General features: G+C 30.7%; 27 protein-coding genes. 13 read left to right on the plus strand and 14 right to left on the minus strand.

Features of this window, described 5'->3' with window-relative positions:
- Positions 1-17: 17 nt before the first annotated feature.
- The 3 genes from H1R17_RS13490 to H1R17_RS13500 all read right to left on the minus strand — a co-directional run bounded on the left by H1R17_RS13490 (position 18) and on the right by H1R17_RS13500 (position 2,899).
- On the minus strand, positions 18-1,502 hold the full coding sequence (locus tag H1R17_RS13490; RefSeq protein WP_163430789.1) for a succinate CoA transferase: 1,485 nt from the start codon (positions 1,500-1,502) through the stop codon (positions 18-20).
- A gap of 172 nt (positions 1,503-1,674) precedes the next feature.
- Positions 1,675-2,538 (minus strand): nucleoside phosphorylase, encoded by an 864-nt coding sequence (locus tag H1R17_RS13495; RefSeq protein WP_370520211.1) that lies wholly within the window; start codon positions 2,536-2,538, stop codon positions 1,675-1,677.
- Between the two features lie 10 nt (positions 2,539-2,548).
- Complete coding sequence (locus H1R17_RS13500; protein ID WP_163430787.1) at positions 2,549-2,899, minus strand: translation initiation factor; 351 nt, start codon at positions 2,897-2,899, stop codon at positions 2,549-2,551.
- A gap of 77 nt (positions 2,900-2,976) precedes the next feature.
- Between H1R17_RS13500 and H1R17_RS13505 the strand changes: the two genes are divergently transcribed.
- The 9 genes from H1R17_RS13505 (at position 2,977) to H1R17_RS13545 (ending at position 10,643) form a co-directional block, all read left to right on the plus strand.
- Entirely contained in the window at positions 2,977-3,180 is a 204-nt protein-coding gene (locus tag H1R17_RS13505; protein ID WP_163430786.1) for a hypothetical protein, read from the plus strand.
- Positions 3,181-3,213: 33 nt separating this feature from the next.
- Positions 3,214-4,062: a substrate-binding domain-containing protein gene (locus tag H1R17_RS13510; protein ID WP_181729232.1), complete on the plus strand. Its 849-nt coding sequence runs from the start codon at positions 3,214-3,216 to the stop codon at positions 4,060-4,062.
- 6 nt (positions 4,063-4,068) lie between these two features.
- Positions 4,069-4,998 (plus strand): transglutaminase domain-containing protein, encoded by a 930-nt coding sequence (locus tag H1R17_RS13515; protein WP_181729233.1) that lies wholly within the window; start codon positions 4,069-4,071, stop codon positions 4,996-4,998.
- The gene (locus H1R17_RS13520; protein ID WP_163430785.1) at positions 4,998-5,372 is read left to right on the plus strand and encodes a DUF423 domain-containing protein; all 375 of its coding nucleotides are present in this window, start codon (positions 4,998-5,000) and stop codon (positions 5,370-5,372) included. The genes H1R17_RS13515 and H1R17_RS13520 overlap by 1 nt, the downstream gene beginning before the upstream one ends.
- Positions 5,373-5,432: 60 nt before the next feature.
- Positions 5,433-6,581, plus strand: a complete 1,149-nt coding sequence (locus H1R17_RS13525) for a TlpA disulfide reductase family protein (protein ID WP_163430784.1) — start codon at positions 5,433-5,435, stop codon at positions 6,579-6,581.
- A gap of 216 nt (positions 6,582-6,797) precedes the next feature.
- The gene (locus H1R17_RS13530) at positions 6,798-8,150 is read left to right on the plus strand and encodes an exonuclease domain-containing protein (RefSeq protein WP_220458652.1); all 1,353 of its coding nucleotides are present in this window, start codon (positions 6,798-6,800) and stop codon (positions 8,148-8,150) included.
- A 1-nt stretch (position 8,151) separates the two neighbouring features.
- A complete protein-coding gene (locus H1R17_RS13535) occupies positions 8,152-9,000 on the plus strand; it encodes an ion transporter (RefSeq protein WP_163430782.1) in 849 nt (282 codons plus the stop codon).
- Positions 8,993-9,916: a tRNA (adenosine(37)-N6)-dimethylallyltransferase MiaA gene (gene miaA, locus H1R17_RS13540; protein ID WP_163430781.1), complete on the plus strand. Its 924-nt coding sequence runs from the start codon at positions 8,993-8,995 to the stop codon at positions 9,914-9,916. Before H1R17_RS13535 ends, miaA begins: the two co-directional genes overlap by 8 nt.
- Positions 9,900-10,643 (plus strand): acyl-[acyl-carrier-protein] thioesterase, encoded by a 744-nt coding sequence (locus H1R17_RS13545; protein ID WP_163430780.1) that lies wholly within the window; start codon positions 9,900-9,902, stop codon positions 10,641-10,643. Before miaA ends, H1R17_RS13545 begins: the two co-directional genes overlap by 17 nt.
- A gap of 14 nt (positions 10,644-10,657) precedes the next feature.
- Here the strand turns inward: H1R17_RS13545 and H1R17_RS13550 are convergent, their stop codons facing one another.
- The 9 genes from H1R17_RS13550 to H1R17_RS13590 all read right to left on the minus strand — a co-directional run bounded on the left by H1R17_RS13550 (position 10,658) and on the right by H1R17_RS13590 (position 20,508).
- On the minus strand, positions 10,658-11,605 hold the full coding sequence (locus H1R17_RS13550) for a T9SS type A sorting domain-containing protein (protein ID WP_163430779.1): 948 nt from the start codon (positions 11,603-11,605) through the stop codon (positions 10,658-10,660).
- 121 nt (positions 11,606-11,726) lie between these two features.
- Positions 11,727-12,425 (minus strand): sulfite exporter TauE/SafE family protein, encoded by a 699-nt coding sequence (locus H1R17_RS13555; RefSeq protein ID WP_163430778.1) that lies wholly within the window; start codon positions 12,423-12,425, stop codon positions 11,727-11,729.
- A 1-nt stretch (position 12,426) separates the two neighbouring features.
- Positions 12,427-12,873 carry a FixH family protein gene (locus H1R17_RS13560; RefSeq protein ID WP_163430777.1) on the minus strand — a complete coding sequence of 149 codons (447 nt, stop codon included), beginning with the start codon at positions 12,871-12,873 and terminating at the stop codon, positions 12,427-12,429.
- Positions 12,874-12,899: 26 nt separating this feature from the next.
- Positions 12,900-14,318 (minus strand): cytochrome c oxidase accessory protein CcoG, encoded by a 1,419-nt coding sequence (gene ccoG, locus H1R17_RS13565; protein WP_163430776.1) that lies wholly within the window; start codon positions 14,316-14,318, stop codon positions 12,900-12,902.
- 96 nt (positions 14,319-14,414) lie between these two features.
- Positions 14,415-15,362, minus strand: a complete 948-nt coding sequence (locus tag H1R17_RS13570) for a cbb3-type cytochrome c oxidase N-terminal domain-containing protein (RefSeq protein ID WP_163430775.1) — start codon at positions 15,360-15,362, stop codon at positions 14,415-14,417.
- 2 nt (positions 15,363-15,364) lie between these two features.
- The gene (locus H1R17_RS13575; protein WP_163430774.1) at positions 15,365-15,562 is read right to left on the minus strand and encodes a CcoQ/FixQ family Cbb3-type cytochrome c oxidase assembly chaperone; all 198 of its coding nucleotides are present in this window, start codon (positions 15,560-15,562) and stop codon (positions 15,365-15,367) included.
- Positions 15,563-15,564: 2 nt separating this feature from the next.
- Positions 15,565-17,751, minus strand: a complete 2,187-nt coding sequence (gene ccoN / locus H1R17_RS13580) for a cytochrome-c oxidase, cbb3-type subunit I (RefSeq protein ID WP_163430773.1) — start codon at positions 17,749-17,751, stop codon at positions 15,565-15,567.
- Positions 17,752-17,756: 5 nt separating this feature from the next.
- A complete protein-coding gene (gene ccoS, locus H1R17_RS13585) occupies positions 17,757-17,939 on the minus strand; it encodes a cbb3-type cytochrome oxidase assembly protein CcoS (RefSeq protein WP_163430772.1) in 183 nt (60 codons plus the stop codon).
- A gap of 199 nt (positions 17,940-18,138) precedes the next feature.
- Entirely contained in the window at positions 18,139-20,508 is a 2,370-nt protein-coding gene (locus H1R17_RS13590) for a heavy metal translocating P-type ATPase metal-binding domain-containing protein (RefSeq protein WP_163430771.1), read from the minus strand.
- A 101-nt stretch (positions 20,509-20,609) separates the two neighbouring features.
- Here H1R17_RS13590 and H1R17_RS13595 point away from each other — a divergent pair, with 101 nt between their 5' ends.
- Both H1R17_RS13595 and H1R17_RS13600 read left to right on the plus strand, forming a co-directional pair.
- Positions 20,610-21,290 (plus strand): Crp/Fnr family transcriptional regulator, encoded by a 681-nt coding sequence (locus tag H1R17_RS13595; protein ID WP_163430770.1) that lies wholly within the window; start codon positions 20,610-20,612, stop codon positions 21,288-21,290.
- A gap of 87 nt (positions 21,291-21,377) precedes the next feature.
- Entirely contained in the window at positions 21,378-22,061 is a 684-nt protein-coding gene (locus tag H1R17_RS13600) for a cell division ATP-binding protein FtsE (protein ID WP_163430769.1), read from the plus strand.
- Positions 22,062-22,077: 16 nt separating this feature from the next.
- On the opposite strand, the gene H1R17_RS13605 is transcribed toward H1R17_RS13600, so the two are convergent.
- Positions 22,078-22,902 (minus strand): 2OG-Fe(II) oxygenase, encoded by an 825-nt coding sequence (locus H1R17_RS13605; protein ID WP_163430768.1) that lies wholly within the window; start codon positions 22,900-22,902, stop codon positions 22,078-22,080.
- Positions 22,903-22,973: 71 nt separating this feature from the next.
- Here H1R17_RS13605 and H1R17_RS13610 point away from each other — a divergent pair, with 71 nt between their 5' ends.
- Positions 22,974-23,852, plus strand: a complete 879-nt coding sequence (locus H1R17_RS13610) for a glycosyltransferase family 2 protein (protein WP_163430766.1) — start codon at positions 22,974-22,976, stop codon at positions 23,850-23,852.
- Complete coding sequence (locus H1R17_RS13615; RefSeq protein WP_240453309.1) at positions 23,849-24,781, plus strand: glycosyltransferase family 2 protein; 933 nt, start codon at positions 23,849-23,851, stop codon at positions 24,779-24,781. The genes H1R17_RS13610 and H1R17_RS13615 overlap by 4 nt, the downstream gene beginning before the upstream one ends.
- Here the strand turns inward: H1R17_RS13615 and H1R17_RS13620 are convergent.
- Complete coding sequence (locus H1R17_RS13620; RefSeq protein WP_163430764.1) at positions 24,758-25,825, minus strand: glycosyltransferase; 1,068 nt, start codon at positions 25,823-25,825, stop codon at positions 24,758-24,760. The two genes, H1R17_RS13615 and H1R17_RS13620, sit on opposite strands and share 24 nt — an antisense overlap.
- Positions 25,826-25,835 lie beyond the last annotated feature (10 nt).

Below are 25,835 nucleotides of genomic sequence, written 5' to 3' on the forward strand. Positions count from 1 at the left end.
ATTGAGTTGCTTTTTGGTTATATCATACTACCAGTTTCTTTTAAACGTTTGTGAAACATGAAAGCTTCTTCTAAAATATGAGGTGTTTGTCCACCAACGGTTTTACAAGCTCTTTCAAAATAATCTCTAATTTCAGCTTTATAATCTGGGTGTACACAGTTTTCAATAATAACTTCGGCACGTTCTCTTGGTGCCAAACCTCTTAAATCAGCCAAACCTTGATCGGTTACTAAAATATCCACATCATGCTCAGTATGATCGTGATGCGTTACCATAGGTACCACATGAGAAATTTTGTTTTCTTTAGATGCCGATTGACATACAAAAATACTTAAGTACGCATTACGAGCAAAATCACCAGAACCACCAATACCATTCATCATTTTACTACCCGAAATATGTGTAGAATTCACATTTCCGTAAATATCAAACTCAATTGCTGTATTAATTCCAATAACTCCTAATCTGCGAACCACTTCAGGTGCATTTGAAATATTTTGAGGTCTTAAAATTAATTTATCCTTGTATTCATCAAAATTTGCAATTAAATTTTCATAGCATCCTTCAGAAACTGTTATTGATGAACCCGAAGCAAAATCTAAATTTCCTGATTTTATCAACTCAAAAGTAGAATCTTGCAAAACCTCAGAATACATAGTTAGATTTTTGAATTTAGAATCTTTAAAACCCATTAAAACCGCATTGGCAACTTTACCAATACCCGCTTGCAAAGGCAATAGGCTATGTGTTAATTTACCTTTTTCAACTTCGCTTTCAAAAAATTTCAATAAATGTGATGAAATTGCTGTTGTTTTAACATCAGGTTCTGCAACTATAGCAGGCTGATCTGTAATATCTGTATAAACAATAGCAATTACTTTTTTTGGATCGATTTTAATAAAAGGTTCTCCAATACGATCTGTTACATTATGAACTTCAATTACATCGCGGTCTGGATATGTTTTAGGAACAGAACAATCATGAATACCTTGAAAACTTAAAGGAATTTTGGTGTTAATTTCAATAATAATTTTCTTTGCTTGAGCTGCAAAAAAAGCTGAATTTCCTATTGAAGTTGTCGGTACAATGTTTCCGTTTTCATCAATTAAAGATGCTTCAATAATAGCAATATCAACAGGTGCAATGTGCCCACAGATAAGTTGTTCTACGGTTTCGCTTAAATGCTGATCAATATATTTTAATTGATAATCATTGATTGATTTTCGTAAAGCAGGATCGGCCATAAAAGGCATTCTACGCAATAAGGCATTGTTTTCGGCTAAGTCGGCATCGGTAGTATATCCTAAAGAAGCACCTGTTATTAGCGTAATAGCAACATCTTCTGTAGCAGCTCTTTTAGCAAAAGCGGGTAAAACTGATTTGCTATCGCCCGCTTTTGTAAAACCACTTGCGCCAACTACTGCATTATTTTCAATCAATAAAGCTGCCTCACTTGCTGTTATTACCTTATTTTCAAAATCTTTATATAATATCCTATTCATTACCTATTTTCTATTGTATTAAAATAAAATTAAACAATTGTAAATTTACTAAATACTAATGATACTAAACAATACAATGTAAAATAACTGTAATTATCCAAAATTTTTAAAGAAATGAACAATATTTTAAGAATTAATTTTTAAAGTAAAAATAATTTAGATGTAAAAAAACTTAATTGGTAATTTTACTCAGTACAAATTGAATTAATTTATCAATTGTTTGATGCGAATCTTTACTAAAAGTTCCTAATTTTCTGTTTGCAACAATGGCACTTAAAGAAACCGCATGATGATTTAATAGTTTTGATAAACCATAAATTGCCGCCGTTTCCATTTCTAAATTGGTTGCTCTGTGTGTTTTAAATTCAAAAGTTTCTAACTTACCATTCATATCAGCATCTTGCACAGGTAATCTCAAAACCCTTCCTTGACCACCATAAAAACTTCCGGTAGTAATGGTAATTCCCTCAAAAACAGCATCATTCTTAAAAGTATTAAGCAAAACATCACTTGCAGCAACTGCGTAGGGTCTGCCTTTTAAAGGATGCCATTGGGTATGCTCTATAAAAGCATCTTCAATATCAGAGGCTGTAACATAATCTATTACATAACTTTGCAACATATTATCGGTACCAATAGCGTGCGTAGACATTAGAAAAGAATCAACAGGAATATCTGCTTGTAATGATCCTGAAGTACCTACACGAATGATATTTAACGATATCAGTTTATTTTTAATCGTCCGTGTTGCTAAATCTATATTTACCAAGGCATCTAACTCATTAAGAACAATGTCAATATTATCAGGTCCAATCCCTGTTGATATAACCGTTAAGCGTTTGCCTTTGTAAGTACCTGTTTGTGTTTTAAATTCACGTTTTTGGGTTGTAAATTCAATAGTATCAAAATATTTGGTTATTTCTTCAACCCTATCTTGATCGCCAACAAAAATAATATCGTTAGCAATATTTTCGGGTTTTAAATTTAAATGATAAACACTACCATCAGCATTTAAAATTAATTCAGATTGTTTCATGTCTTTCATATCAACCTCCTACTCGTTTAACTTTGTATCCTTTGTTTTTTAAAAAATCCATTATTTTATCTCTAAAATTTCCTTGGATAATTATTTCGCCCTCTTTAGCACTTCCGCCAACACCACATAAGGTCTTAAGCTCTTTTCCTAACGCTTTTAAATCATCGGTACTTCCTTGAAAACCTTTAATTACGGTTGCAACTTTACCACCACGATTTTTTTTATCTAAATGTGCTTCTAAAAACTGATCTTTGGGATCTAAAGTTATTTCATCATTGTTATTTTGATCAAATTCAAAATCTTTATTGGTTGAAAAAACAAATCCACCTAAATCTTCTAAGCTCGAAATTTTTTTTGCCATTTTTAACGATATTTTTGTAAATCAAAGATACATAAAGTATACAGATAGCTTATTTTTGCTTCATAAAATTTACCATTTTGAACATAACAAATTTACATAAGCTTACCCAAGAAGCAATTAACGCCATTGGCAACAAGCAACCTTTATTAGCAAAAGAGAAAATTAACGAAGCTAGTAGTTTATTAGACACTTTAATTGACACTAGTTTTAATGACGATGATTTGGTTGAATTTTCTAAATACCAAGCGCTAATTAAACTTCTAAAAACAAAATTAAAATAATACTTTTACGTAAATTTACTTTAAAAATTTTAAATGAAAACAGTTAGAATTATTGGCGTACCTGAGCATTTTAATTATCCGTGGCAATTAACCATTAACGAAGGTTTGTTTCACAATGCTGGAATTGATTTACAATGGACAGATATACCACAAGGAACAGGTAAAATGTGTGAAATGTTGCGCAATAAGGAAACCGATTTAGCTGTCATTTTAACAGAAGGTATTTTAAAGGATATTGCAAATGGCAACCCATCTGTTATTTTACAAACGTATGTAAAATCGCCATTACAATGGGGAATTCATGTAAACGCACAAAGTAACTTTAATACAGTTGCCGATTTACATAACAAAAAAGTGGCTATTTCTAGATATGGTTCTGGTTCAGAATTAATGGCTTACGTAAATGCTGCTAATCAAAATTGGGATGCAAACTCTATAAAATTTGAAGTTGCGCATACTTTAGATGGCGCTGTTGAAGCTTTAAGTAACAACACAGCCGATTATTTTATGTGGGATAGATTCATGACGCAACCTATTGTTGATAAAGGTATTTTTCGTAGAATAGATGTTTGCCCTACACCTTGGCCTTGTTTTATGGTTGTTGCCAGAACAGCTTTTTATGAAGAAAACAAAGCGTTGGTAAAGCACTTGTTAAAAATTATTAATCAAACAACAGTTGAATTTAAATTGATACCAAGCATTGATAAAACGTTAGCTAGTACCTTTGATCAAAAACTAGAAGATATTCAACAATGGTTACAAATAACCAAATGGTCGCAAAAACAAGTTACTGAAGTAGAATTCAATCAAATAAATACCGATTTAATTAAATACAACATTATTTCTGAGCCTTTAAGTTTTCATCAAGTTATAGCGCAATAACCTAAAATGGACATTAGCAAAATACAGATATTACGTTTTTTAAACAAAATTTCAATCCCAAAACCTTGGGATATCATCCTTATTTTGCTTTTAACCATCTTAATATTAGTACCCGTTTTTATCATAATGCATCAAAATTTAATCGATCCTGAGTGGCCTTTTCATTTAGATCGTATTTTACTTTTTGTTGCAATAACCGCCTTTGTTACCTATATCTTACTGTACATAAAACGTTTTTTACTGTTTGTCATTATATTATATGTATTGGTTTTGTTTTTCGGAACTATTTTTGCGGGATATGGCTTTAAATCAGTTTACGAAGATTATCGTTCCATGATTTTCGCTATGAGCGATAACCCAAATCCTCAAGATATCATTGTATCAAAACTACTTCCGTTTCCTAATAAATCAAAAATCATCAAATCAATAGAATTTGATAATCCTAAGGTGCGTAATTTTGCTTTATCTGCAACAACAAAGCATTTTAGAAACATTAAAGGTCATAAGGAATACCGACAAATAATACAATGTTTTGCTATTTTTAAGGAAATTCAAAGCAAATGGAATTATGTAAACGATCCTAAAAACAGAGAATACATTGCAACAGCATCAGAATCATTAGAACATTTTTCTGGCGATTGTGATGACCATGCAATTTTAATGGCAGCTTCAATACGCGCTATTGGTGGCACACCACGTTTAATACATACAAAAGAACATATATATCCGGAAATGCTTATTGGTACTAAAGCAGATTTAGAAAATATTATTTATTTAATTAAAGAAGTACTTTTTGAAAAGGAATCTAAAGGAAAAACAATTCATTATCATATTGATGAGCGTGGGCAAGTTTGGCTTAATTTAGATTATACAGCCAAATATCCTGGCGGACCTTTTATGTCTGAAGAAATTTTAGGAGAATTAACACTAAACTAATGAATCATTTTATTACAACAGGCGCTGTTTTTGGTGCTTTAGGAATTATTTTAGGTGCATTTGGTGCACATGCTTTAAAAAAAATCTTCAATGATGAACAATTAAAAAATTTTGAAACAGGCGTAAAATATCAAATGTATCATGCTTTGCTTTTGGTTATATTAGGCTTTAATTTACATCACATTACCAACTACACAAATAGTATTTATTATGTTTTAACTTTTGGTATTTTGCTTTTTAGTTTTAGTATTTATGGTTTATGTATTTCATCAGCTCTTAATAAAAAGCTAAAAATATTAGGTCCAATTACACCAATTGGTGGTTTATTACTACTGTTAGCGTGGGTTTTACTATTTTTAAATTCAATTGTTTAATTTTATTTTTATTAACATTAAATTTTATACATTTACACACAATTAAATTAACTTATTTAAATGAAAAAAATTTTTGCACTTGCTTTTACAGCTGCCGTTTTAGTTTCTTGTAATAAAGATGGATACAAAATTGCTGGTGATGTAAAAGGCTTTGAAGACGGAACAAAAGTATACATTAACAAACAGGACGAAAACGGATTTACAAAAATTGATTCTACTGAGATTAAAGGTGGTACTTTTGAATTTAAGAACGAAAAAACACCTGATACTGATATTTATTTCATTGAATTAGGTAAAACTCAAGAATTTGCTTTTCCTTTTATCTTAGAAAAAGGAGATATTAAATTTACATTTGACAAAGCAAAACCAGAAAACGCAAAAGTTAATGGTACAAAAAATAATGATTTAATGACTTCTTATAACGAAGAAGCAAACAAAATCAACAAGGAAATCATGGATTTCCAACAACAAAATCAAGCAAAATTCATGGAAGCTCAACAAAAAGGAGATCAAGCAACCATGAAAACATTAATGGATCAAATTACTAAAATGCAAGAAAAGTATATTGATCAAAACAAAAAATTCATTGGCACTAACAAAGATTCTTTTGTTTCTTTATTATTGTTAATGCAATTATCAATGTCTGACGCATTAAAACCAGAAGAAATTAAAAAATACTACAATGATTTCGATGCTTCTGTAAAAGATAGTAAAAAAGGAAAAGAATTTGCTGAAAGCTTAAAAAAGATGGAAGAATCTCTTAAAGAAAGCGAAGCAAAACAACAAAAAGTAGCAGTAGGACAAAAAGCTCCAGATTTTACAGCTGCAACTCCTGAAGGAAAACAAGAATCATTACTTAAAAATTTAGGTAAAGTAACTATTATCGACTTTTGGGCTTCATGGTGTGGACCATGCCGTCAGGAAAATCCTAACGTAGTAGCTTTATACAATAAATACAAAGATCAAGGTTTAAAAATCATTGGTGTTTCTTTAGATAAAGAAAAAGAAAAATGGGTTAAAGCCATTGCAGATGATAAATTAGCTTGGTTACAAGTTTCTAACTTAAAATTTTGGGAAGATCCAATTGCTAAAGATTATGCAGTAGAATCAATTCCAGCAACATTTATTTTAGACGCAAACGGAACCATTGTAGCTAAAGATTTAAGAGGTGCTGAACTTGAAGCTAAAGTTGCTGAACTTTTAAAATAAGACAATATCCTTTATAAGATTAAAAAACTCCAATTAGTTAAACTAATTGGAGTTTTTTATTTCTTTGAGGTATTCTAATTTCATTAAGTATAAATTTCAATACAGTTATGAGCAATTCATTTGGTTTAAAATCAATCAATAAAAGTAATTCTCTTTTTAAAAATGCTATTCTTATCACATTAACATTTTTTGTACTTTAGCACTTAAATAAACAAGCTGTATTTTTTTAAACAGCAAACTAAAAACAACGTGTACGCAGTATTAGACATAGAAACCACAGGTGGGCAATTTAACAAAGAAGGTATTACCGAAATTGCTATTTACAAGTTTGACGGTGTTGAAATTGTAGATCAGTTTATTAGTTTAGTAAACCCTGAAATACCAATTCAGCCTTTTGTGGTAAAGCTTACTGGTATTAATAATGCCATGTTACGTCAGGCGCCTAAATTTTATGAAGTTGCCAAGCGTATTATAGAAATTACACAAGGTTGCGTTATTGTGGCACATAATGCTGCTTTTGATTATCGTGTTTTAAAGCTAGAATTTGATCGTTTGGGCTATCAATTTCAAAAATCAACATTATGTACTGTAGAATTATCAAAAGTATTGTTACCCGATGCAAAGGCGTATAGCTTAGGTAAATTGGTGCGTTCTTTAGGAATTCCTATTGCTGACAGACACAGAGCTAGTGGTGATGCTATGGCAACGTTAAAACTTTTTAAGTTATTGTTAGATAAAGATTTAGACAAACAAATTGTAAAAGAGCAAATAAAAAACGAAATTCACAAAGGCATTTCACCAAAACTATTTGATATTTTAGAAAGTTTGCCAACCACAATTGGTATTTTTTATGTACATGATACCAAAGGAAACATCATTTATATTGGTAAAAGCAACAACATTCGTAAAAAAATAAGTCAGATTTTTACTGCCGATACCAAAATTGCAAAACGTATTCAAAAAGAAGTATACACCATTACTTTTGAAGAAACAGGCAACGAATTAATTGCACTTTTAAAAGAACGTGAAGAATTATTGCATAATAAACCTGTATTAAACACCAACCAAAGAAAATCGCCTTTTTTGTGGGGAGTTTATCAAGAAAAAAATGCTTTAGGATTTTATACTTTAAAAATTCACAAAAGTGACGGAAGAAAAAATGCGTTGCAATCATTTAAAAATCAAAAGAATGCATTGAGTTTTATAAATGATTTCTTTAATCAAAATGAAATTATAGAAGAAGTTCAAAACAATCTTTTATCAGGTAATGAAACCAAATACCCTACCCTTTTACATAACGATTTATTTACAAGTTTGTTAGAAAAAGAGCAAGCACAATGGCAACATATCATCATTGTTTTAAAAGGTAGAAATACATCAGAAAAAAGCGCAATTGTTATAGAAAATGGTCTTTTTAAAGGCTATTGTTTCTTCGATTTAAATTATCAAATACTAAATGCTGAAGTTTTAAGTAAAATCTTAATTCCACTTGTTCATACTAAAGATGTTCTTAATACAATTAAGTACTATCTTTACACAAAAAAAGATTACAAGATAATTTCATTTTAAAATGAAGCAAATTAAAACCAAGTACGAAATATTACGCCAGAAAATTTACATTATTATTTATGGCTCTAATACATTTGCTGGTAAAACCTTTGATTTACTACTTTTAGGTGTTATTCTATTAAGTGTACTTTTAATTATGATGGCAAGTGTTGTAAGGTACGATCAACACTATCATGATTTTTTTGTAATTAGTGAATGGATTATTACCATATTTTTCTCAATTGAATACATTTTACGCATTATAAGTAACAAAAAACCACTGAACTATATTTTTAGTTTTTATGGTTTTGTTGATTTATTATCGCTTTTACCTATGTATTTAAGTTTTTTTATACCAGGATCAGAGGTTTTAGGTGTTATTCGTTCACTTAGATTATTGCGTTTATTTGCCATATTAGATTTAATTCCTTTTTTAAATCAATCCTCACATATCAAAGATTCTTTAAAAGCCAGCATGAATAAAATCATTGTTTTTGTGTATTTTATACTTGTAATGTCGGTTATTTTAGGAACCATTATGTTTATGGTTGAAGGGCGTCACAATGGTTTTACCAACATACCCAATAGTATTTATTGGTGTATTGTAACTATGACAACCGTTGGTTATGGCGATATTGCCCCTATTACCCCTGTTGGTAAAGCAATTGCATCGTTTATTATGATTATGGGGTACGGTATTATTGCGGTACCTACAGGAATTGTAACGGCAGAATTTGCTAAAAACAGAAAGAAAACGAATGTAAAAAACCACTGTCCTAATTGTAAAACATTCATTTACAATGAATACGCTAACTTTTGTTATAATTGTGGCGAAAAATTTGTAGTTGGTGAAGTTGAAATAGATGAATAATTATTTACTTATTATTGTTGGCCCAACAGCCATAGGCAAAACGGCTTTGGCTATACAATTAGCGCAGCATTTTAACTGCGATATTGTGTCATGCGATAGTCGCCAATTTTATAAAGAAATGGAAATTGGTACTGCTGTGCCTACGCCTGAAGAATTAAGTGCAGCTCCGCATCATTTTATACAAAACAAATCCATTTTTGATGATTATAATGTAGGCGATTACGAAAAAGAAGTGATTCCTTTGTTAGATTCGTTATTTTTTAAAAACAATATTCAAATTGTTGTAGGAGGATCAGGATTGTATGTGGATGCTATTTTAAAAGGATTTGATGATTTTCCTGATGTTTCAACCGAAATAAAAGAACAAGTTGAAAATGGATATGCAACCAAAGGCATTGCATATTTACAAAATCAATTAAAGAATTTAGATCCTACTTACTATCATTTTTTAGCTGAAACCAATCCTCAAACATTGGTCAATCAACAACGTATGAAACGTTTTGTAGGGGTTTCATTAGCTGCAAATGCACCTTATTCTTCTTTTTTAAATCAAGAAAAAAACAAGCGTAACTTTACTCCAATTGTTATTGGTTTAGAAGCACCTAGAGAAGAAATGTACCATCGTATTAATTTACGAGTGGATATTATGATGCAAAAAGGCTTGCTAAAAGAAGTTGCCGATTTAAAAAAACATCAAAAACTAAACGCTTTACAAACAGTTGGTTACAGAGAGTCATTTGATTATTTAGATGAAGCGCTTACTTTAGATGAAGCAATAGAAGAAATTAAAAAGAATACACGCAGATTTGCTAAAAGACAACTTACTTGGTTTAAACGAAACGAGCAAACAAAATGGTTTTCTTATCAAGAACCAACCCAAAACATTATAAAATATATTAATGAATTTACCCAATAAGTTTTCATCTATATATTCAGGATCTTGCGAAATTACCATAGATCAATGCAATACAACCAATAAACTACGCATAACCGATTTGTGTAATTTATTACAAGCTGTTGCTGGTAAACATTCGGCTTTAGGTGGTATGAGTTATTTTGATATGCAACAAAATAAGCAAGCGTGGGTTTTAAGCAGTATGCGTATTGAAATAGAAAACTTACCTCAATGGCATGAGAATATTGAGATTTGCACTTGGATTGAAAGTTTAAAAGGTTTGCGCTCTGTTCGAGATTTTGAAGTATTGATGAATAACGAAAAAATCATTGGTGCAAACAGTTTATGGGTGGTTTTAAACACAGAAAAACGCAGACCAGAATCTATTGCATTACCACACAATCATTTAACAAAATATCCTGATAAAAAACCGACAAAAAAACCTTTTTCAAAAATTGATCTGACCCAAGCCAGTACTTTTACAAGAGATTATACTGTAGTTTATTCTGATTTAGATGTGCTAAACCATGTGAACAATGTAAAATATATAGAATGGTGTTTAGACAGCATTTCAATTGCTATTTTAGAAAACAAAAGTATAAAAGCAGTTGAACTAAATTATTTAAAAGAAGTTTTATTTAACGAAAAAGTATCTATCTACATTTCAGAACAAAACCATGATTTGTTTATTTATGTACAACGAAACGATGAAATTTGCTTTGCAATGAAATTAGAAATCGAACCTTAAATTAGATTTGATTTCTAATTAATGAGTATTTTTTCATTAAAAAGCCCTTCTTTTGTTTTAATGAGTAAAATGTAATATCCTTTTTCTAAATCACTTACATCTAATTCTTGGTTAAAAGTATTAAAATTCTTAACCACTTTACCCGTAACATCAATTAATTGTAAGGTTTCAATTTGAATATTCTTTTCATAAGTTAAGTGAATTATTGAACTTGTTGGATTAGGAAATACTTTAAATAATGATTGCATTGTATTTTTTGGGATACTTAAAGGTGTATAATGAAACTCAATATCATCTAAACTTAAAAAATGTGATAACTCACATACAATAGTTCCTGAATTATTGTTTCTAGATTCAAACCAAACACTTACTGAGTCTGGTATTACATTAGCATCTAAGTAAGTTATAGGTAATGAAAAATAGGTGTAATTAGTTGTAGGTTTGTATTTTAAAGTATCTTGAGTTAAAGTTATTAAATGTCCATTAACATCGTTTTTGTATGTATTAATATGTAAATAAACTCCTTTATTAACAGTATCATTAGTGCTTAAATTATCTCTACGGTATTTATAATATCCAGAAACACCATGCAACTTACTACTTAATTGTACTTTTGGTATTTGTTGTTGTACATTAGAACTGTTACCAAAAGCCAAAATACCTTTAGCTCCATTATACCACATATGAACTATTGCAGCATAAGAACCTGTATGTGCATCTGTTGTGCGCATAATACTAAATGACAAAGCTGACCAATCTGGCAAAATAGTATTACTACCTATAACTCCACCATTATTTTGCAAGCTTTCACTATTATTAATTAAATAAGGATAACAATTTGAAACACCTGTTATTGGAACAAAAGTATTTGTTGATGACCAATTTTCAAAACCAAAATTTTGAGCATTAATAATACTACTAAAGAATAATAAAATTACTGAAAAAGAAAAGTAGTTTTTCATATTAGCATCATTTATCTCAATTAAAACGAAAATTAAAATAAATTTAGCTAAAAACCTAAAAATTAACAACTCTTAAATACATTCAAATGAAGAATTGTAGGTTTTAAAAGTATAAAATAATTTAAAAACACTGCGGATTTCCTGTAATAAAGAGCTGTAATGTATTAGGCGATATATAAGGAATATCCAACCCTAAACCTCTAACAATTAATAAAATACCAGTAAAACATAAAAACACAGGAACCAATTTTTTAAATTTATTTTTAAAATAGTGGTTTACCCATTGGCTAACCCATACCACAGCAGTTAATAAAGGTATGGTGCCTAAACCATAGCAAAACATAAACCAACCACCATATAAAGCACCTTGTGTAGCAGTGGCACCAAACAATGCCATATAAATCATAGCGCATGGCAATAATCCATTTAAAGCACCTAAAACAATGAACGATGAAGCGGTTCTTTTCTTAAGTTGCGCTCCAAAACTATTTTTAAGTTTCAGATACCATTTAGAATTATTGTTAATTATGTATTTTTCTAAATGTTTTTCTCTAAAAAGCAACACACTCAAAATAAGCAAAATCCCTAAAACAATAGATACGTTTTGTTGAAACCCTGCAAGAAACAATCCTTTACCTAAGGCACCAAATAAACAGCCTAGCAAAAAGTACATGCCTATTCTACCTAAATGATATAGTAAAATATACAAGGTTTTTTTGGTGGTGTTTAAATGGTGTACAGGTAACGCCAATGCTATGGGTCCGCACATGGCTACGCAGTGCAGACTACTTAATAAACCTAATAGCAAAGGAATAATCATGTTATAAAATAAGTGTTTGTTGTTTTAAATATTCTTTGCCATTATAGGCGTAACTTAAAGTAACATCCCAACGACCATCAACCAAGCGGGATTTAGGTATAAGCAAGTAATTTGATGACAATTCAAGTTGAATTGTTTGATCAAGTGCTTGGTTGGATGGTCTGTATAGGGATATTGTTCCTTTTACTTGTTTTGAATCGATATCTTCTGGAAAATAAATCTTTAAACCCTCTTTTGTTGGTTCCATTCTAAGGCTATTTCCCAAAGCTAAAGCATTTTCTATTTTTAATCGATTGGCATCAATTTCAACTTCTTTTTGATAATAATTTTCGGTAACCAATTCATTATCATATTTTGAATCAAATTGTACGCGTAAAACGTACTGCAGTATAAATGCCACAAAGCAAATAATACCAATTACAATACCTGTTCCCCAATTAAATTTCATTTGTTTACGTTTTAAGTTTTTTCTTTTTAATTAAAACTTCTTGGCCCCAAGAAATTTGTTTTAGTTTGATCTATTAATTCGCCATTACTGTACAATTCTAACTGAACTTCGGTTTTATCACCTTCTAACAAAACCTGCGGAATTTCAATAAACAAAGTACCTTGTATCATGGCTTCTTTTTCAATATTAAGTACTTGTTTGCCAACCAAGGTGATTTTTCCTTTTGGATGGATGATTTTAAAGGTAACATTGCTAAAATCCCGAGCCGTTTTATTGGCAATTTTATAAGTGTACACATTGCTAATGTTTTCGCCTTTGTGTTCAAACAACTGTCCTGGTAATCGTAGTACTTTAGCTTCAACATCGCTCCTTAAAAACATCAATCCTGTTAAAATACCGACTAATATGAGAAGCACTGCCGAATATCCTTTCATACGTGCTGTGAATTTAAATTTCTCTTTTTTAGAGATTTCATTTTCAGAAGCGTATCTAATTAATCCTTTTGGAAGATTTACTGATTCCATCATGTGATCACAAGCATCAATACAAGCGGTACAGTTTACACATTCTAGTTGCGTACCGTTGCGAATATCAATTCCGGTTGGGCATACATGTACACATTGAGAACAATCAATACAATCGCCTAATCCTTTTTCAGTTCTGTCTTCATTTTTCTTGAATTTAGCTCTGCCTTTTTCTGCTTCACCACGTTTGTAATCATAAGCTACTACAATTGATTTTTCATCTAACAAAACGCCTTGCAACCTACCGTACGGACAAGCAATTAAACAAACTTGTTCTCTAAACCATGCAAAAACAAAATAGAAAACGCCTGTAAAAATAATTAGCGATATAAAGGTAGATACATGCTGAAACGGACCGTGTTTTATCATTAACAATACCTGATCACTACCTATGATGTACGCTAAAAACACATTGGCAATTACAAACGATATTAAAAAGAACAAAATGCCTTTTATTGCTTTTTTACGAATTTTCTCTGCATTCCATTCTTGTTTGTTTAAGCGAATTTGAGCTCCACGATCGCCTTCAATCCAATATTCAATGCGGCGAAAAACCATTTCCATAAAAATAGTTTGAGGGCAAATCCATCCACAAAAAATACGTCCGAAAACAACGGTGAATAAAGCCACAAACACCACACAAATTATTAACCCAATTACCACAATATAAAAATCTTGCGGCCAAAAGGTTACTCCAAAAAACGAAAACTTACGTTCTAATACATTAAACAAAAACAATTGATTGCCATTTATTTTAATAAACGGAGCTACCAATAGCATTATAATTAATAAATAACTTACTATTTTACGTTTATCATAAAACCAACCTTTTGGTTTTTTAGGATAAATCCATACTCTTTTACCTTCATTATCAATAGTTCCTATACTATCTCTAAAACTTTCATCAGCTACATTACGCATACCCTATTTTTAAACTCTTTACAAAAACCACAGCCCTTTGTTACGAGGGCTGCGGAAGAAAAATAAAACTAAAACCCTCCAAATGAATTTGGAATATTATGGTGCTGGTTGGGCACTTGTTGCTAAACTATCTTTTTTTACCTCAGCAGGTGCAACTTCACCTCCTGCTGCTGGTGTTTTTAAATCTCCTTCTGGCGCTTTGCCGTCGGCTGGATTGCTACCTTGAAGCGATAAAATATAACTGGCTACTTTTTGAATATCACTTGGTTTTATTTGTGCTTTCCAAGCAACCATTCCTTTTCCATCACGACCACCTTCCATAATGGTATTGAAGATTTCTTTTACATCGCCACCTAAAATCCAACTATCATCTGTTAAGTTAGGTCCAATACCTCCTCCTCCATCAGCACGGTGACATGCCACACAGTTTGCGTCAAAAACAGCTTTACCAGCGGCTAACTCGCCCGCATCTGTCAATAAAACAACTTGATCTGCAGTTAATAAATCGGGTGCTGTTTTTTTGTATTCTTCTACCTCTTTTTGAGCAATAGTTAAAGCATGTTCTAGTTCTTGAATTTGGTTTTGACCACCAAATAAATGATACTTACCTAAATAAATGACTCCGAAAATAATGGTAGCGTAGAATAAATACACCCACCAAGGCGGTAAATCGTTATCTAACTCTTTAATACCATCGTAATCATGATCTAGTTCAATTTCATGCTCTTCTTCCATCTTACGCGTTTTGGTTAATTTTTGCATCAGCTTTTTATAACCCGGTAAATCGGTAATAGCAAGATTTTCAATTCGTTCCTTTTCTGCTAGTTCTTCAGGCGTACTTAATTTATCAATAAAACTGTTTGATACACTTGCAACAATTTCTATGGCAATTAGCACCAATAAAATCATACCTAAAAGCAATAAAACAGAAGGATATGCTACATAAGAAGGTTTATCGCCAGAATCTATTAAATATTCTATAATACCGTAACAAATAAAGAAAACCAACGGAACACGTACATATACAGGAAATAATCTTTTCATATTTAGTTGTCTTTTAGGTTAGTATTTTCTTCTTCGTTATTTAAAGGCATCATGCTAATTTTTTCCAAGGCTTCTTTTTTGTATGTAAATACCCATATAATTAAGCCTACAAAGAAACCAAAGAAGATTAGTAGGGCAATTATTGGGTATATTTCTATCCCAATAATGGTGTCCATATTGTGTTTAATAAACTTTAACATAACTATTTATTTTCTTCTTTAACTTTAATATCGGTTCCTAAACGTTGTAAATAACCTATTAAGGCTGTTATTTCACGATCGCTCATTGGAACAAATTTTTCTCCTTTTGCCATAGCTGCTTTTTTGCTAGCCTCGTATGATTTTACAAAATCAGGATCGTTTCTTAAATTTTCCTCAATTTTTTGTGCTTGCTCTTTCACAGCTTTTTTAGCATTTGCAATTTCAGCATCGGTATAAGGAACTCCTAACTTTTGCATCACACGCATTTTGTTTTCTACCTCAGAATAATCCATTTCTTTGTTATCAAACAACCACTTATATCCTGGCATAATAGAACCTGGCGAGGTACTTTGCGGATCATACATGTGATTAAAATGCCAGTTATCAGAATATTTAGCACCTAAACGATGTAAATCGGGTCCGGTTCTTTTTGATCCCCATAAGAAAGGATGATCATATACATATTCTCCTGATTTTGAATACTCGCCGTAACGTTCTACTTCAGATCTAAATGGACGAATCATTTGTGAGTGACAGTTTACACAACCTTCACGAATGTAAATATCACGACCTTCAAGCTCTAACGGTGTATAAGGTTTTACACTAGAAATGGTTTGTATGTTAGAATCAACCACTAAAGTTGGTACAATTTGCACAACACCACCAATTAAAATAGCTACAGTTGCTAAAAGGGTTAATTGAATAGGTTTTCTTTCTAACCAAGCATGAAAACGCTCACCTTTTACTCTATTTGGTGCAATACGTGCTAATTCTGGTGCTTCTGCTAACTCATCTTCTACCTTAGCACCTGCTTTCATGGTTTTGTAAATATTGTAAACCAATACTAAAACTCCAATTACGTATAAAGAACCACCGATAGCGCGCATAGCATACATAGGCATAATAGCCGTAACTGTTTCTAAGAAGTTACCGTATTTTAAAGTACCGTCTGGGTTAAATTCTTTCCACATCATGTGTTGACTGAAACCTGCAACGTATAACGGAATGGTGTATAAAATGATTCCTAAAGTACCTATCCAGAAATGGAAGTTGGCTAACTTTTTAGAGTATAATTCTGTTTTAGCAATTTTAGGTAACAACCAGTACACCACAGCAAATGTCATAAAACCATTCCAAGCTAAGGCACCAACATGTACGTGAGCAACAATCCAATCAGTGTAATGTGCAATAGCGTTAACGTTTTTAAATGATAACAAAGGACCTTCAAACGTAGCCATACCATAACCTGTGATTGCTACAACAAAGAATTTTAAAACAGGTTCTGTACGAACTTTATCCCAAGCACCACGTAACGTTAACAACCCGTTGATCATTCCTCCCCAAGAAGGTGCAATTAACATTACCGAAAAAACAACACCTAAGTTTTGTGCCCATTCTGGTAAAGCGGTGTACAATAAATGATGAGGTCCTGCCCAGATGTACAAAAATATTAACGACCAAAAGTGTATAATAGATAATCGGTAAGAATACACCGGACGGTTTGCAATTTTAGGTAGGTAATAATACATCAACCCTAAAAACGGTGTAGTTAAGAAGAATGCCACCGCATTGTGCCCATACCACCATTGCACTAAAGCATCTTGAACACCTGCGTAAACTGAATATGATTTCCACATGGTAATAGGCAACTCAATATTATTAAAGATGTGTAAAACCGCCACCGTTACAAACGTTGCCAAGTAAAACCAAATAGCAACATACAAATGGCGTTCACGACGTTTAATAATGGTCATAATCATGTTAATACCAAAAACCACCCAAACCACTGCAATAGCAATATCAATAGGCCATTCAAGTTCGGCATATTCTTTAGACGATGTAAAACCTAACGGTAACGTAATGGCTGCTGCCACAATAATAAGCTGCCAGCCCCAAAAGTTAATATTACTTAAAACATCACTATACATACGGGTTTTTAGCAAACGTTGTAACGAATAGTAAACTCCACCAAAAATAGCATTACCAACAAAGGCAAAAATAACAGCATTGGTATGTAAAGGTCTTAACCTACCAAAGCTTAGCCAAGGTATATTATCGGTAATATTTGGAAAGATAAACATAACTGCTAAAAGCAACCCCACCAGCATACCTACTACTCCGAACAGTATGGATGCATAGAGAAACTTCTTAACAATTTTGTTGTCGTAGTAAAATTGTTGTACTTCCATAAAAATTAATTTGATTGTTTTTGTGATTTATTTTTCTTTTTTTCTTTTAATTCATCATCGAACAGCATACGAACCGAAGGAGTATACTGATCATCGAACTGACCACTTTTGACTGATTTTATGAAGAGATACAAAAAAACAGCCGCCACAAATACGCTTATGCATATTAAAATATAAATTACGCCCATACCTTAAATCTTTGTGTAAAATTACTTTGGTTGCTACTTCTAAAACATGATAATTATCACATTACTAAATATTTTTTAAGTTTTTTTTAGCATTTTAAAAACAACTAATACACAGATAATCTGCACAATACATTTAAACCCACCAATAGTTTTTATATTTTAACAAATACCTTATAAACAACAAGCTTAAATACCTGTATCAACGTTTTGTAGCAAAATAAGTACTCATTACACTAACAAATGTTATAATAGTTGCTGTACTAACAGGCATTATAATAGCAGCAACCAATGGTGATAAATTGTTGGTTAACGCAAAGCTTAAACCTATAATGTTGTACGAAATTGCCAAGCAGTAACTCATTTTAATAGTTTTCATGGCGTTTTTAGCAAATTTTAAAAAATAAGGAAGCTTTGTAAAAACGCTAGCATCCAAAATAGCATCACTAGCAGGTGTAAATACATTTACGTTTTCTGAAATAGAAATCCCCACATTGCTTTGCGCCAAAGCACCGGCATCATTTAAACCATCGCCTATCATTAAAACATTTGCACCTTGCGTTTGCAGTTGTTTAATAAACTCTAATTTATCATCAGGTTTTTGATTAAAAACCAATTGGGTTGTTGTGGGTAATAATCGTTGTAACATGTGTTGCTCGCCATCATTATCGCCCGATAATACATACAAATTGTATTTTTTTTGTTTTAAAGTTTCAAACAATTTTTCAATGCCAGGTCGGTATTCGTTTTCAAAAACATAAAAACCTTTCACTTTATCGTTAATACTTATGAATACTTTGGTTTCATTTATATGAGCATCATCCTTTACCCCTACCCAATGCGCCGATCCTATTTTAATAGAAAGATTATTAAAAACGGCTTTGATACCTTTACCTGCAACTTCATTGAACTCTTGAGGTTTCTCTATAGATGCATGAGGTAATAAAAGATACAAACGACGACTTAAAGGATGGTTAGAACCTCTAACACAGTTTTTTAAAGCAATAAGTTCTTCTTTTGTAAAAGGCGTACCTATGTATTTAATTTGCTGATTAGCGGTTGATGTTAAAGTACCCGTTTTATCAAAAACAATAGTATCTACTTTAGACAACTGTTCTATAACCGCAGTGTTTTTAAGATACAGTTTTTGCTTGCCCATTAATCGAATCACATTTCCCCAAGTATACGGCGCAGTTAATGCCAAGGCACAAGGGCATGCCACAATTAAAACGGCAGTCAGCACATTAAAACCATCGTTAAAACTAGTAAAACTCCATACTATAAAGCCTATAATAGCAATTGATAGTAACACGGGTGTAAAAATATGACTCGCTTTATCGGTAATGGTTTTTATTTTTTGAGATACTTTTTTCTGAAAAACATCATTACTCCATAATTGCGTTAAATAACTTTGCGAAACTGTATTTACTGCCTCTACAACCACAGCATTGCCTACTTGCTTACCACCTGCAAAAATTTTATCACCCGATTTTTTTTCAACAGGTACGGCTTCACCCGTAACAAAACTGTAATCAATAAAAGCAGTATCCGAAAGTAAGACAGCATCAACAGGAATCAATTCTTCGTTTCTAATTAATAATTGATTTCCTTTTTCTATTTCATAAACTTGAATAGGTGTTTCTATATTTTTATCCAGCTTGGTTACTGCAATTGGGAAATATGATTTATAATCTCTTTCAAACGATAAAAAGTTATACGTGGTTTGCTGAATTAATTTACCTGATAACATAAAAAACACCAAACCGCACATGCTATCTAAAAAACCGGCTCCGTCTTGAAAAAAGATATCAACCAAACTACGTACAAACATTACAATAATACCCAATGCCATAGGAATATCAATATTATACGCCTTTGTTTTGATGCTGTGATAAGCCGATATATAATAAGGAGTAGCCGAATATAAAAATACAGGCAAAGCTAAAAGGATATTGAAGTATCTAAAAAAGCCCTGATATTCTCGCATCCATAAATCATCCACATTAAAATATTCAGGAAAAGACAGCAACATGATATTACCAAAGCCAAAAAAAGCGACTCCTATTTTATACAATAAACTTCGATCAATTAATTTTGGTTTTGCATTGTACTGTTCTAAACTTATGTAAGGTTCATAGCCAATAGAAGCCAAAAGAAGCACTAAATCTTTTAAAGAAATAGCATTGCTATTAAAAGTGATACTCACCTTTTTTTGCGAAAATACCACTTGCGAGTGCGTAATGCCCTTGTTTAACGTATTTAAATTCTCTAAAATCCAAATACAAGAACTACAATGAATATGTGGAATATACAAACGCACAATCTGAGTGGTGTCTTCTTTAAAATCTAGCAACTTATCAACAATATCAACATTATTTAAATAATTGTATTTAGCTGATACATTTTTAGGTGTAGCTCCCGGATTTTTTTCAAAATCATAATACGTAGATAATCCACTGGTTGAAAACAAATCGTAAACGGTTTGGCAACCCTTACAGCAGAAATTCTTGTTATCAAAAACAATAACTTCACTTTCAACTGCATCATTTCCACAATGATAACAATTTAACATAACTTACTTACTTTATACCTTGTACAAAATTCTCAACTTCAATATTTTAAAAAAATGATATTTATCATATTAGTAGTATATTTGCATAAAATATGTTGGATATGAGCAAGTGTGAGCAATGCATTGTAAGAGAATTAAGTTCTTTAAAGGCTTTATCTAAAGAAGAATTAATTCATTTATCTCACTGTAAGGATAATTACAATATTAAAAAGGGCGATGTTATTTTTAATGAAGGCGATTTAATGAATGGTGTATACTGTATTAAAGAAGGCACTTGCAAGTTGGTTAAAATGAATTCAAATGGTAAAGACACCATTTTAAAATTAATTACCAAAGGTGATTTGTTAGGGCAAACATCTATTTTAACGGAAGATAAAGCATCACTAACTGCAGTTGCTGTTGAAGACATGACTGTTTGTTTTATTCCTAAAAGCGAAATTCTTGGCTTTATTAATACCAACAATAAATTTTCTTTAGAAGTTACCAAAGATATGTGCAATAGGCTAAAAGATGCCAATGATTTTGCTGCAAATCACACTCACAAAACAGTAAAAGAGCGTTTAGCTTTAACATTATTAAACATTGATAAATTATCTGGTGTTGATAATGAAGGCTATTTAAACCTACAATTAACAAGAGACGAAATTGCCAGTATGGTTGGTACAGCTACAGAAAGTGGCATTCGTTTATTAGCCGAACTTAAAAAATTGGGCTATATTGAACTAAAAGGAAAAAAGATAAAAATTATTAATACAGCAGAATTAAATAAGTTGGCGCAATAAACGCTATGATAAAACTTATTGTTCCTTTTTTTACTCTCTCACTTTTATTAAACAATAACTTTTGATATTTTTACAAAAAAAACAATCATGTCAACATCTATCTTAAAGCTACAAAATGCTACCATATACCAAGAAAACAATGCTATTTTAAGTAATGTTACCATTGATGTGGAAAAAGGCGAATTTCTTTATTTAATTGGTAAAACAGGCTCGGGAAAAAGTAGTTTAATGAAAACGTTGTATGCCGATTTAGATTTAAAAGATGGAGAAGGCTCAATTGTAGATTATAATTTAAGATCGTTAAAAGAAAGTGACATTCCTTATTTAAGAAGAAAAATAGGTATTGTTTTTCAAGACTTTAAATTATTACCAGATCGTAATATTTTTGACAACTTACATTTTGTCTTAAAAGCTACTGGTTGGGAAAATGAGACTGAAATGAGTAACCGTATTAATGATGTTTTAGAGCGTGTTGGTATGTTGCAACATATTCAAAAAATGCCACATCAAATTTCTGGTGGTGAGCAACAACGCGTAGCTATAGCTAGAGCTTTATTAAATGATCCCGTTTTAATATTAGCAGATGAGCCTACCGGAAATTTAGATCCGCAAACAAGTGTTGAAGTAATGGAAGTTTTACAAGCAATCAATCAAAATGGACGTACTATTGTTATGGCTACACATGATTATGCTTTACTATTAAAATATCCGGCTAAAACTTTAAAATGTGATGAAGGAAAAGTTTTTGAAGTAGTTCAAAAAACAATATAAAAATAAGGGTTCTTAATTAAGAATCCTTATTTTTTTTATATACATGAGGATTTTCTATAATTCCTTTTTTAAAAACTTTTCTAATACCCATTCGTAATAGTGCATCAGTACGCAAAACTAAATCTAAGAATTTATTATTTGGTCTTGCTCTAAAAGATGTTATGTGAAAATTATCTGTTTCTAAAAGTGGTTCTTTTGAAAAATAATAGTTAGACACACAACATCTAAACCCATTATAAACAACTGGCGAAACAGAATGTAATGAGTTGCTATGTGTTGCCATTACAGCTAAACGATTAAACTTACTATTAATAGTTATTTGAGACTTGTCCATTCCATTTGGCCAAAGCTCTAAATTTCCGCCGTATTCTTCTTTCCAATTAGGTGTTACATAATACAATAAATTTAATACACGCCATAATTTTCGGTCTTTATCATGTGAATTATCTAAATGTGGATTTAAAAACTGATGTTCTCCCATCATAGAAAGTCCTCCAGCATAAAGATTATCATCAGGAACAGCTTCTCTTATTTCACATAGTTCACATATTAACTTTACAATTCTTTCATCTTGAAAAGCATAAATAACTTCTTCTAAAATAGGATTGTACTTATTCATTTGCACTGCAACGTATTTATCCTCTTTTAAGCTTTTTTTCAAAACCATTTCTTCTGATTTTGGAAAAACATCAAATATTTTTAAAGCTAATTCTTCAGGCAGTAAATTATCAATAAAAAAATAACCTATTTTATTTTTAGAATTGTTGTATTGTTGTTTTATGTTTTCTTTATTTTCTTGAATTTTATCGAAAATATAATTAGCAATTATTTTTCTATCCATAATGAATAAGGCTTTTTCCAAAAGTAATGATTTTTGTCATTATTTCTTTACATTTGTGAAAAACAATCTTAATGCTTTCTGTCCTTATTCCAACCTATAATTATAACATTTTTTCTTTGGTTGAAGAATTACACAAGCAATGTACTTTGATTGATGAACTTCAATTTGAAATTATAGTAATTGAAGATGGTTCAACATTATATACCAAGGAAAACAATCAAATTATTACATTAAAAAATTGTAAACACATTTGTTTAAAGTATAATATCGGACGCAGTGCTGTACGTAATTTATTAGCCGAAAAAGCTGCTTTTACGCATTTACTTTTTTTAGATGCCGATGTAAGACTTATTTCACCAGATTTTATAAACAAATACTTATTGTATTGCAATAAACCTAATAGCGTTGTTTTTGGTGGATGTTCTTATCATGATAATTCATATTCTAGAGCTACAAGTTTAAGATTTCATTTTGGAAAAAAAAGAGAAGCTATAAGTAGTTTTGAGCGTAATAAAAAACCTTTTAAATATATATTATCGGCAAATTTTTTAATTTTAAAAAGTGATTTTTTATTACTAAATATCCCTAATACAAATGCGTATGGTATGGATAATTATTTTAGTTACTTATTAAATATTCATAACAAAAAAATTATTCATATTGATAATTCCGTTTGGCATTGTGGACTTGAAGAAAATCAAGTTTTTCTAGAAAAATCTTTAAAATCTGCACAATTAAGAAAAGAAAATTGGCTTGTAATAAAAAACTTCTCTAATAACAACACGTTACTAAAAACTTACAACAAATTCAATTTTTTTCCTTTAAATTCAATATTTGGTATTACTTTTAAAATCATTGGTCCATTTTTAAAAAAGCTTTTTTTTAAACCTCAACCTAATTTACGTGCTTTTGATTTATATCGTCTATTATATTTATTTAAACTTAAATGATGAAGCCTTTTTTTAGTATCATTATCCCTCTATATAATAAAGAAAACTTTATTGTTAATACACTTAACAGTGTGTTTTCGCAATCATTTAATAGTTATGAAATAATTATTGTTAATGATGGGTCTACTGATACCAGTGTTGATAAAATAACACGTTTAAACGATGATAGAATTAAAATTATTCATCAAGAAAACCAAGGAGTTTCTGTTGCACGCAATAAAGGAATTGAAATGGCAAATACCGAATATGTTTGCTTTTTAGACGCGGATGATTATTGGTATCCAAACTTTTTACAAACTTTTTATGAGCTTATTGTAAAATATAATAAAGAAAGTGTATTTAGTGCTGCTTTTCAGGTTGAAACACAATGGAAAACGTTTAATGCCAAATACTCCATTTTAAAAGAATACAATGATTTAATTGTAGATTTTTTTGATGCAAGTCAGCAAGAATGTGTTTTGTGGACCTCTTGTTGCGTTTTTCATAAATCGGTGTTTCAGAAGGTAGGAATGTTTGATTCAACCATTAAAATTGCTCAAGACACTGATTTATGGATTAGAATTGGATTGGTATATCCTATTGTTTTTACATGGAATATTTTAGCTATTCATAAATACGATAGTAAAAGTTTGGCAAAAAAAACGGACAATTTAAACGATCGATTAAATTTTTCTAAATTCATTGAACAAGAAAAAACAAACAATAAACTTAATCAGTATTTAGATTTAAACAGATATGCTTTGGCTATGCATTGTAAATTGAATAACGATTATTTCAATTTAGAAAATTTACGAAAACAAATTAAACTTAAAAATCTTCCTTTGCGAAAAAAAATACTTTTATACACCCCTACATCCGTTATTCATTTACTAATTAAAGCCCAAAATACATTGATTAAAAATGGACTAAGAAACTCTGTTTTTAAGTAAATCTTCAATAATTTTAATCCATATTAATTTAGCATTTTCTTTTGTAAAATGTTTAGGAAGCATTTCGGTATTGCGCTGCATCCATTTTTCGTAATAGTTGTCGTTTAAAAAAAATGTCTGTAAAGCATTAGCAAAAGCAGCTCTATTTTTTTCAACAATTAGTCCGTTAACATCATGTTTAACAATTTCAAATACCGAAGGGTTATATATTGTTGTAATAACAGGAGTGTTGTAATATAACGCTTCTAACAAAACCAAAGGCAACCCTTCAAAATTACTTGCTAAAACAACCGCTTTTGCCGATTTATAAAAAGCACTTGTATCTTCAACAGGTTTGTTTATAGAAATGCAATGTTCTAGATGATTTTCTTTTACAAAATCAATAATTAATACCTCATCTTTTCCAGCTCCTAAAAAATTAAAACGAATATTTTGCTCGTTTAATTTTGACTGTTTGTAAGCTTCTAGCAAAAAAAGTAAATCTTTAGCATCATTATCAAATCTACCAATAAACAATATATCTTTTTTTATACCATTAGTTGATGTATTGTTGTGCTTTGTAAAATCGAAAAAATAATAGGCAACAGTAGAATTTCTATTAATTTGCTTTTTTACTAAACCATCAATAAACTCTGAAACACTTACAAAAACATCTGTATTTTTATATACAATAGTATTTAACCATTTTAATTGGTAAAAATACATTTTAAGGTTGGCGCTGTGTATAAATTGTGCTTTGGGAGTTTTGCTTAGTAATGCATCGTATACTTTTTGTTTAATAAAATTTGATTTAGACCTATGATCTAATATTAAATCAACAGCATTTTCTTTAACAAATTTTCTAATAAAAAAAGGCTTCTGAAAACTTTTATATTTTATTAAACTTATTGTATTTATGTTTTTAAAAGGATGGCTTTCGTTTATTGCTATAATAGAAACATTATATCCCATTTCATATAAAAGCATTGCACTTTTACGAACATAATTTTGAACGCCGCCTAATGTTAAATCGGTAACAATTATTAAAATTTTAGTTTGCTTCAATTGAAATACT

The sequence above is a fragment of the Flavobacterium sp. xlx-214 genome, from assembly GCF_013874595.1.
In the GTDB taxonomy this organism is placed as follows: domain Bacteria; phylum Bacteroidota; class Bacteroidia; order Flavobacteriales; family Flavobacteriaceae; genus Flavobacterium.

Coding starts and splice junctions, on each gene's coding strand:
- H1R17_RS13490 (WP_163430789.1), bottom strand. CDS start 1,502: ATGAATAGGATATTATATAAAGATTTTGAAAATAAGGTAATAACAGCA.
- H1R17_RS13495 (WP_370520211.1), bottom strand. CDS start 2,538: ATGAAACAATCTGAATTAATTTTAAATGCTGATGGTAGTGTTTATCAT.
- H1R17_RS13500 (WP_163430787.1), bottom strand. CDS start 2,899: ATGGCAAAAAAAATTTCGAGCTTAGAAGATTTAGGTGGATTTGTTTTT.
- H1R17_RS13510 (WP_181729232.1), top strand. CDS start 3,214: ATGAAAACAGTTAGAATTATTGGCGTACCTGAGCATTTTAATTATCCG.
- H1R17_RS13515 (WP_181729233.1), top strand. CDS start 4,069: ATGGACATTAGCAAAATACAGATATTACGTTTTTTAAACAAAATTTCA.
- H1R17_RS13520 (WP_163430785.1), top strand. CDS start 4,998: ATGAATCATTTTATTACAACAGGCGCTGTTTTTGGTGCTTTAGGAATT.
- H1R17_RS13525 (WP_163430784.1), top strand. CDS start 5,433: ATGAAAAAAATTTTTGCACTTGCTTTTACAGCTGCCGTTTTAGTTTCT.
- H1R17_RS13535 (WP_163430782.1), top strand. CDS start 8,152: ATGAAGCAAATTAAAACCAAGTACGAAATATTACGCCAGAAAATTTAC.
- miaA (WP_163430781.1), top strand. CDS start 8,993: ATGAATAATTATTTACTTATTATTGTTGGCCCAACAGCCATAGGCAAA.
- H1R17_RS13545 (WP_163430780.1), top strand. CDS start 9,900: ATGAATTTACCCAATAAGTTTTCATCTATATATTCAGGATCTTGCGAA.
- H1R17_RS13550 (WP_163430779.1), bottom strand. CDS start 11,605: ATGAAAAACTACTTTTCTTTTTCAGTAATTTTATTATTCTTTAGTAGT.
- H1R17_RS13555 (WP_163430778.1), bottom strand. CDS start 12,425: ATGATTATTCCTTTGCTATTAGGTTTATTAAGTAGTCTGCACTGCGTA.
- H1R17_RS13560 (WP_163430777.1), bottom strand. CDS start 12,873: ATGAAATTTAATTGGGGAACAGGTATTGTAATTGGTATTATTTGCTTT.
- ccoG (WP_163430776.1), bottom strand. CDS start 14,318: ATGCGTAATGTAGCTGATGAAAGTTTTAGAGATAGTATAGGAACTATT.
- H1R17_RS13570 (WP_163430775.1), bottom strand. CDS start 15,362: ATGAAAAGATTATTTCCTGTATATGTACGTGTTCCGTTGGTTTTCTTT.
- H1R17_RS13575 (WP_163430774.1), bottom strand. CDS start 15,562: ATGTTAAAGTTTATTAAACACAATATGGACACCATTATTGGGATAGAA.
- ccoN (WP_163430773.1), bottom strand. CDS start 17,751: ATGGAAGTACAACAATTTTACTACGACAACAAAATTGTTAAGAAGTTT.
- ccoS (WP_163430772.1), bottom strand. CDS start 17,939: ATGGGCGTAATTTATATTTTAATATGCATAAGCGTATTTGTGGCGGCT.
- H1R17_RS13590 (WP_163430771.1), bottom strand. CDS start 20,508: ATGTTAAATTGTTATCATTGTGGAAATGATGCAGTTGAAAGTGAAGTT.
- H1R17_RS13595 (WP_163430770.1), top strand. CDS start 20,610: ATGAGCAAGTGTGAGCAATGCATTGTAAGAGAATTAAGTTCTTTAAAG.
- H1R17_RS13600 (WP_163430769.1), top strand. CDS start 21,378: ATGTCAACATCTATCTTAAAGCTACAAAATGCTACCATATACCAAGAA.
- H1R17_RS13605 (WP_163430768.1), bottom strand. CDS start 22,902: ATGGATAGAAAAATAATTGCTAATTATATTTTCGATAAAATTCAAGAA.
- H1R17_RS13610 (WP_163430766.1), top strand. CDS start 22,974: ATGCTTTCTGTCCTTATTCCAACCTATAATTATAACATTTTTTCTTTG.
- H1R17_RS13615 (WP_240453309.1), top strand. CDS start 23,849: ATGATGAAGCCTTTTTTTAGTATCATTATCCCTCTATATAATAAAGAA.